6 protein-coding genes are annotated in these 7,336 nt (G+C 61.3%); 1 reads left to right on the forward strand and 5 read right to left on the reverse strand.

Annotated features, from left to right (window positions below):
* Nucleotides 1–94: 94 nt before the first annotated feature.
* On the reverse strand, nt 95–1,168 hold the full coding sequence (locus ABSG47_RS10795; protein WP_424169690.1) for a metal-dependent hydrolase: 1,074 nt from the start codon (nt 1,166–1,168) through the stop codon (nt 95–97).
* A 52-nt stretch (nt 1,169–1,220) separates the two neighbouring features.
* Here ABSG47_RS10795 and ligA point away from each other — a divergent pair, with 52 nt between their 5' ends.
* Nucleotides 1,221–3,269 (forward strand): NAD-dependent DNA ligase LigA, encoded by a 2,049-nt coding sequence (gene ligA / locus ABSG47_RS10800; protein ID WP_424169691.1) that lies wholly within the window; start codon nt 1,221–1,223, stop codon nt 3,267–3,269.
* Here the strand turns inward: ligA and ABSG47_RS10805 are convergent, their stop codons facing one another.
* The 4 genes from ABSG47_RS10805 to ABSG47_RS10820 form a co-directional block, all read right to left on the reverse strand.
* Nucleotides 3,270–3,818 (reverse strand): hypothetical protein, encoded by a 549-nt coding sequence (locus tag ABSG47_RS10805; protein ID WP_424169692.1) that lies wholly within the window; start codon nt 3,816–3,818, stop codon nt 3,270–3,272.
* Between the two features lie 211 nt (nt 3,819–4,029).
* On the reverse strand, nt 4,030–5,055 hold the full coding sequence (locus ABSG47_RS10810; RefSeq protein WP_424169693.1) for a VWA domain-containing protein: 1,026 nt from the start codon (nt 5,053–5,055) through the stop codon (nt 4,030–4,032).
* Between the two features lie 16 nt (nt 5,056–5,071).
* Nucleotides 5,072–6,142 (reverse strand): RluA family pseudouridine synthase, encoded by a 1,071-nt coding sequence (locus ABSG47_RS10815; protein ID WP_424169694.1) that lies wholly within the window; start codon nt 6,140–6,142, stop codon nt 5,072–5,074.
* Nucleotides 6,135–6,926: a prolipoprotein diacylglyceryl transferase family protein gene (locus ABSG47_RS10820; RefSeq protein WP_424169695.1), complete on the reverse strand. Its 792-nt coding sequence runs from the start codon at nt 6,924–6,926 to the stop codon at nt 6,135–6,137. Before ABSG47_RS10820 ends, ABSG47_RS10815 begins: the two co-directional genes overlap by 8 nt.
* Nucleotides 6,927–7,336 lie beyond the last annotated feature (410 nt).

Consider the following 7,336-nt stretch of genomic DNA (forward strand, 5'->3'; position numbering starts at 1 on the left):
ATGCGTTCCGACTCTCCGCTTCCAGCATTGCAGGCGGAGAATGGTCTACCTTCTATTCTGCGGCGCAGAAGCAGCAAGGTCAACCATAATGACTCTATTTCTGCTCCTTTGATCCCATGCCTTCGGCAGCTTCCTCGCGGCCGTCCACGATGTACACCCACCCACCCAGGCTGGCTGGCGGGCGGCGGCTTTGACCGGCGAGTAAAGCGTAGGAGAATCGCAGATCGCTGAATTCGACTGTGGTCCAGGTGCGATCGGGAGGCAGTTTCGGCGGGTCTATTCCAGGAACGGGCGACTGCCCCAGATCGCGCACGACGGGCCAGGAAGACCAATCGAGATAGACCTGACCCAGCGGCGTGTGTTTGGCGGCTTCGACGGCGGGAGTTATTTCAGGCTTGTAGAGAACGTCCGCATTCGGGTCGCTTTCGATTGCTCCGGTAAGGGTGTTGATTTCAGCGGTCCGGTAATAAGCCGGCGTTTCAAGAATCGCGTGCCAGCGCCACGGGTTTATTGGGTAAGGCTCAAGCGCGACGCGAACCACCGGCGCAGTGGCCACCTGCGTGTGACCGAGCAGCGTGCGCGCCTGCGACTGCTCAAACCAGCGCCAACCCCAGAGCGCAACCATGCCAGTGAGCGCAAAGATGGCCCAACCGCGCCCGCGAAAGCGCTGCCTGCGCGCGCCAATCTCGCTGTCCGTTGCGCCGAAGATGAGGGGCAGAATGAGCGCCAGCGCAAAGAGCGCCCACAGGATTGGTTCCGCAATGAAAACAAGGTCGCCCGAGTACCAGCGCGGGTTGAATGGAAAAAATGGACGCACGCCATAGTTGTTTGTCCAATCGAGCAGAATGTGGCTGAGCGCGGCAATGAGAGCTGTGGCGTAGAGCCACGCCCACTGAATGGGCTGGTCTCCCGGACGCCGCTTTCGCGCATAATGCAATAACGCCACCGCGCCGACAATGACCGCGGCAACCACCGGCGCGCCGATGAGCGTGTGCGTAATGCCGCGATGATGCTTGAGCCCTTCAACCGGCCCGCGCAGGCCCCAGAGGACGTCGAGATCCGCGGCCTCGGCGGCCAGCACAGCGGCCAGCGTTGCGTAGGCCGTTTTGCGGTTTAGCCCGGCGCGGCCAATGCAGGCTCCGGTGAGGAAGTGCGTGATGGGTTCCATGCTCTCTGGCGACCATCTTACCTTGTGCGTGCGGCCTCTTATAATCCTCCCCATGAGCGCGAACGAGCGAGCACATCATGACGACCTGAAACGGATAGAAGAACTGCGCGCAGACCTGCGCCATCATGAGCATCTGTACCACGTTCTCGACGCGCCCGAAATCAGCGACGCCGAGTACGACAAGCGCATGAACGAGCTGAAGAAGCTTGAGGCCGCGCATCCGGAACTGATCACGCCGGACTCGCCGACGCAGCGCGTAGGTGGCAAGCCGGCGGAGGGCTTTGTGAAGGCGGCGCACTCGCGGCCCATGCTGAGCCTGGACAACGCCTACAACGAAGAGGATCTGCGCGACTGGGATCGGCGCGTGCATGAGTTGGCCGGAAGCCTTCCCGTGGAGTACACGGCAGAGCTCAAGCTGGACGGCTTGAGCGTGGCTTTGCATTACGAGGCTGCAGAAGACGGTGGCGCGCGTCTTGCGCTCGGCCTGACGCGCGGCGATGGACAAGTGGGCGAAGATGTGACTACAAACATTCGCACCATTCGCAGCGTGCCGCTTACGATTTCCGCCTCCGCGCTCAAAGCGCTGCATGGAGCGAATCGCTTCGAGGTGCGCGGCGAAGTAGTAATGCCGGAAAAGGGCTTTGAGCTTCTGAACAAAGAGCGCGAGGCCCAGGGCTTGCCGCCGGCGGTCAATCCACGCAACGCGGCTGCCGGAACGCTACGCACGCTCGATCCAAATATCGTGGCCGCGCGCCGCCTGGTCTTCTTTGCATACTTTCTACTGATCGACGGCGAGTATCTGGCCGCAGGGCAGAACGCCACACTCGATGCACTCACCGCGCTGGGCTTTCGCGTGAATCCGCACCGCGAAAAGATGCGCGATGTGGAAGCCATGCTGCGATTTATCGCGTCCACGGAACAGCAGCGAGCAGCGCTAGGCTATGAGATCGATGGCGTGGTCATCAAGGTGGACTCGCATGCCACACAACTGCGGCTTGGCTACACAGGCCGCGCGCCGCGCTGGGCTATTGCGTATAAATTTGCTGCGCAACAGGCTGTCACACAGCTTGAAAACATAATGATCACAGTGGGCCGCAGCGGCAAGCTCACCCCGACGGCGATGCTGACTCGGGTCTTCGTCGGCGGCGTCACGGTGAGCCGCGCCACGCTGCACAATGCCGACTTTATTGAGCGCATGGGCCTGGTCATCGGGGACTGGGTGCGTATCGAGCGCAGCGGCGATGTGATCCCCAAGGTCGTAGAGGTCGTCGAAGACGCGCAACATCCGCGCGGAAAACTCCGTTTCTCTTTCCCTTCGGACTGTCCTGAGTGTCATAACCCCGTGGCGCGAGAAGAGGGCGAGGCAGACTGGCGCTGCGTGAATGCCGACTGCCCGGCAAAGCTGCGCGAGACGCTGCTGCACTTCGGCGCGCGCGATGTGATGAACATCGAGGGTCTCGGCGAAGCCGTTGTTGCACAGCTCCTCGACCGCGGCCTGGTGCATCATGTGGCGGATCTCTACTCGTTGACGGAGGAACAGCTTGTCGGCCTCGAACGCTTCGCGGAGAAATCCGCGCGCGCACTGCTCGCTGAGATCGAGCGATCAAAAAAGGCAGGCCTCGCGCGCGTCGTTATGGGCCTGGGCATCCGTTTCGTCGGCGAGCGTACGGCGCAGCAGTTGGCGGAGGAGTTTGGCTCGATCGACGCGCTGATGGCTGCGAGCGCGGAAGAACTGGAACGAGTTGAGGAGGTTGGGCCGCGCATCTCGGAGTCGATTCTCGACTTTTTTGCGCGGCCTGCGAATGTGAAGCTTGTCGAAAGCCTCAAGGTCGCCGGCGTGAATATGACTGCGGAGAAAAAGCAACGTTCCGCGGAACTGCTTGGGCTGACCTTCGTCTTAACCGGCACGCTTCCCACATTGAGCCGCGACGACGCGAAGCAGCAGATTGAAGCCGCCGGAGGGAAGGTTTCCGGCTCGGTCAGCAAAAAGACGAACTACGTGGTAGCCGGTGAAGACGCCGGTTCCAAGCTCGACAAAGCGCATGAGCTGAAGATTCCGGTACTGGACGAGTCCGGGCTGTTGGAAATGCTCAAGAAGTAATTATCTGCCGAAGGTTTCCCGCTTGCGTTCGCGCTCCCATGCGCTGGCGCGCCACTGGTGCGAAGCATATTTCGGCGTCTCGGCCGCAGGCGGCATGGGAGATTCAGGCGTGCGCCCAGGCCGCATCTCGCTCGCAGCAGCGGGTGTGGGAATCAGCCGCGCCGAAGATCCATATTCGTCCCCGTACTCGTCCTCACAGGCGGCTTGTGAGTGAGCAAAGCTCTGAGCGGCAGCGCGAGGTTTCTGCGCGGCAGGCTCAACAGCGGGCGGTTGCTGCGGCATAGCCTGCGGAACTGTCTGCGTTTCAAAGGAAGCCTGTTCGGCGGCGGCCATCTCGCGGTCTTCCGCAATAGCCTGTGCCATGAACTCATCTACAAGTTTGTGCAGGCATGTCTGGCCGCAGAGATGGCGGGAGCCGGCGCGCTTGCAGTAACGGGAGTTCCAGCCGCCGATGCGAAGCTCGCCCGCGTGCTCGTAAGCCACAAACCAGTGATTGGTCTGCTTCTTCTCTGCCCCGCAGATGTCGCATGAAATGGCCAGTCGGATCACCGGAACCGTCTCCTTATCAACACGACCGGAACCGCGTTGTTCTTCATTTATCGTACGGGCGTAACGAAACGCGAGTGCCGGCAAAGGAGCAGCAGCTCTGGTGCCAATTTGGTAGCAAATGCAGCGTTGGGTTCCCGAAATGAAAACGCCCGCCGCGGAGTTGTCAAGGTAGACCTTGTCCGGGCGGGCGTTGCAATTCCCTGCAGGCACACTACGGCGTGGCGAAGTAACCCTTGTTCGCGCGTACCTGGTAGCGGCGGTCATTGCAGTAGAGATAGATGGTTCGGAAAGATCCGTCCAACTTGAAATCTGCCGGCGTATACGTAAGCAGGTACTGGCTGCGCAGCTCGGCCTGAATATCCTTGAAGCTTGCGGACATTTCCTCTACCGATGGCGGAAAGAAGACCTGGCCGCCGGTGGCGGTAGCCATATCCGCCAGCACCTTGTCGCCCTTGCCGCGGCTGGGCGTCCAGTTGGTGCTGATCGCGTAGATAATCGTCTCGGCGCGCTGGCACATCTTGATGGCTTCATCCTCACGCACGCGGCTCTGGTTGTCGTCGCCGTCGGTAATCAGGATCATGGCCTTGCGAACCGGTTCCACGCCGCGCTGCGAAAGGAGCTTGTCGCGGCAGGCGGTGTAAACAGCGTCGAACATTGCCGTGCCGCCGCCGGGACGCAGCCGGTTAATGCCGGTTTCCAGGCCATCCAGGTTGTTGGTCCAGTCCTGCATAATAGTCGGCGTCACATCAAAGCCCATCACAAAGGCTTTGTCGTTCTGCGGCTTGATGGTGGACATGAGAAACTCGATAGCCGACTGCTGCTCGAACTCGAAACGCGTGCGGATGGAAGTGCTGGCGTCAATCACAATGCCTACGCGCATGGGCAGGTTGGTCTGCTGGCGGAAGGAAGTGACGCGCGCCGGCGCCTTCTGGTCATCGAGCAGCGCAAAGTCGCTCTGCTGCAGGTTGGAAATGTAGCGCCCGTGCCTGTCTGTAACGGTGAAGATGAGACTCACTTCGTTCACGCCGATATGAAGCACCTGGTCAGTGCTGCCAGGGGCTGGGTTCTGATTCTGCGCGGGCGGCTGGGCCGGAGGCTGCTGTTGCGCCGGTGGCGTTGGCGTAGCGGGTTGCTGCGCGGCAAGCGGCATAAAAGCAAAGACGGCAAGCACAGCGCAAGCTGTGGCACGGACCAGCCGGTGGCGTACCGGCGCTGAATCAGGAAACTTTACGATCATGACGTTCTTAATACTATCAACCCACTCTGTCCGCGTTCGTGTCCGGGCCCGATCCCTGGGCCGCTTCCAGGCTGGCCAGAAAATCCGTAAGCTCCGGCGGCAGGGGCGCTTTTAGATGGACTTGCTTACCTGTGACGGGGTGAGCAAACTCCAGCTCAGCAGCATGCAGAAAGTTACGCTCGAGCTTCAGCCGTTCGGCAGGCCTGTTTCGCCGCGCCGCGCGCGAAGTCACTACATTCGAGGCCACCTGGTCGGTCAGATGGCCGGATGCGCTGTACAGCGTATCGCCCACCACAGGATGCCCAATGGACGCCATGTGCACGCGAATCTGGTGCGTGCGGCCGGTCTCGATGCGAACCTCAACCAGCGTGAACTTGCCGAAGCGCGTAGCGATACGACGCAGCACCGTGTAATGCGAAACAGCCGAGCGCGCGACGCCGTCTTCGGCATCGGCCGCAATACGCGTAGTCATGCGCGTGCGGCGCGCGGGGTCGCGCGCAATCGCCGCGTTGATGGTGCCACGCGCGCGCTCCACATTCCCCTGAACCAGCGCGATGTAGGTCTTCTTCATCTCGCGCGCGGAAAATTTCTTAGCCAAAGCTGCATGCGTGCGGTCGTTCTTGGCCACAACAATCAGCCCGCTGGTCTCCTTATCGAGCCTGTGCACAATGCCGGGACGCAGATCGCCGCCCGTAGCTGAGAGCTTCTGGAAGCGATGCAGCAGCGCATTCACCAACGTGCCTTTGTTGCGCTCGTCGTCGCTTGCGCCGGAGCCGGCATGCACCATCATGCCGGCAGGCTTATCGATCACGGCGAGATTGCTGTCCTCATAGACAACGCTGAGCGGAATGTCCTCCGCAGTGGCTTTGAGCGGCACCGGGCGCGGCTCGCCTGAAATCTCAATACGTTCGCCGCCGCGCAGTTTGAGCGAGGCCTTCGGTGCATCCTCATCCACACGCACGCCGCCCTGGTCGAGCAGCAGTTGCACGCGCGAACGGCTTACGCCGTCGAGTTGCGAGGCGAGAAATGCATCCAGCCGCTGGCCGGCGGCCTCTGCGGGGACAATGATCGTTTGTATCTCAGGCATGGCTTGCCTCTTTCCTATGGCGCTCAAACAGCAACAGCGCACCTGCTAGAACCAGTATGACCGCCGCGATCTGCGGGCCATCCAGCGCCCCATGCAAAATTGCGCCGCGGCCTTCCCTGTCACGCCAGAACTCCGTGACAAAGAGAACCACCCCGCCGCCCAGCAGGCCGATGCCCGCGGCATCTCCCGCTCTGCGCCGCATAAACACGACTGCCGCAAGCCCCATCGCCAGCGTGAGCATGCCGAAGGCCGCATAGGCCTGCACCGGATGCACCGCGATGCCGAGCGGAGCACCGCTCCAGCGCGCGGCAAGCGGGCTTGTGTACGTCACAGCCCACGGAACCGACGCGGGAATGCCATAACCGGAGCCGGCCAGCAGCGCGCCCACCTGCTCAAAGGCAAGCGCCAGCACGACAGGCGCAGCCAGCACATCCGCAGTGATGAGCAAAGGCAGCTTCATTATGCGCGCATAGATCCACGCGGCCAGCAGGCCGGCCAGCGCGCCCGCACCCGCCAGCAGCGGGTTATGAATCATGGCCAGGCCCAGCATCCACATGGGGTGCACAAGCAGGTCGCGCCAGTTGAAGGCGATAAGCAGCAGCCGCGCGGCAATGAGCGTAGTGCAAAGCGCGAGAATCGAAAGATTCCACACGTGCTGAGGAGCGATGCCCACAATTACCGCCAGCCGCTGGGCCAGCAGAAGCGCAAGCAGCACGCCTAGGGCAGCAATCGCGCCATAGCTGGGAATATAAACAGCGCCGATGTGGAAGAGAACCGGATACACAAATGTCAGAATACGTTATTCGACACGGTTGCACCCGACTCGAGATGAGTAGAAGCCGACCCACTGGGCCGTGCACGATGCGCTGGTGAACCCGTCCTTAGACGGTGGAGCTCTCCGCGGTTCATTAGGCATTCCGGACTGGCGGACACTGCACACAAAACCGATTGTCGAGTCGAGCCCCTGTTCATGAATGTTGGTTCATCCAGCGTTGACCGAACACCTGCTTCGCAGGCCGGTTTCTAATGCGGATAGTAGGAGGGTTGGCTGGGAATTGCAAGTCTTGTGCGCAAGGACGCATTGTGCTAGGCCAATTTTGGGAATGCGTCCCCGTGCGCGGAAAGGCTCGCTGCGGAAGCAAATTTTGCGCTTAGTTACTCTCCGAACGCTGCTTCAGTGCCACTGCATCGGAG

The sequence above is a fragment of the Occallatibacter sp. genome, from assembly GCF_049510455.1.
In the GTDB taxonomy this organism is placed as follows: Bacteria; Acidobacteriota; Terriglobia; order Terriglobales; family Acidobacteriaceae; genus Telmatobacter.

Bases quoted from the DNA above. Each gene is read 5' to 3' on its own strand.
- ABSG47_RS10795 (WP_424169690.1), bottom strand. From the start codon at position 1,168: ATGGAACCCATCACGCACTTCCTCACCGGAGCCTGCATTGGCCGCGCC.
- ligA (WP_424169691.1), top strand. From the start codon at position 1,221: ATGAGCGCGAACGAGCGAGCACATCATGACGACCTGAAACGGATAGAA.
- ABSG47_RS10810 (WP_424169693.1), bottom strand. From the start codon at position 5,055: ATGATCGTAAAGTTTCCTGATTCAGCGCCGGTACGCCACCGGCTGGTC.
- ABSG47_RS10815 (WP_424169694.1), bottom strand. From the start codon at position 6,142: ATGCCTGAGATACAAACGATCATTGTCCCCGCAGAGGCCGCCGGCCAG.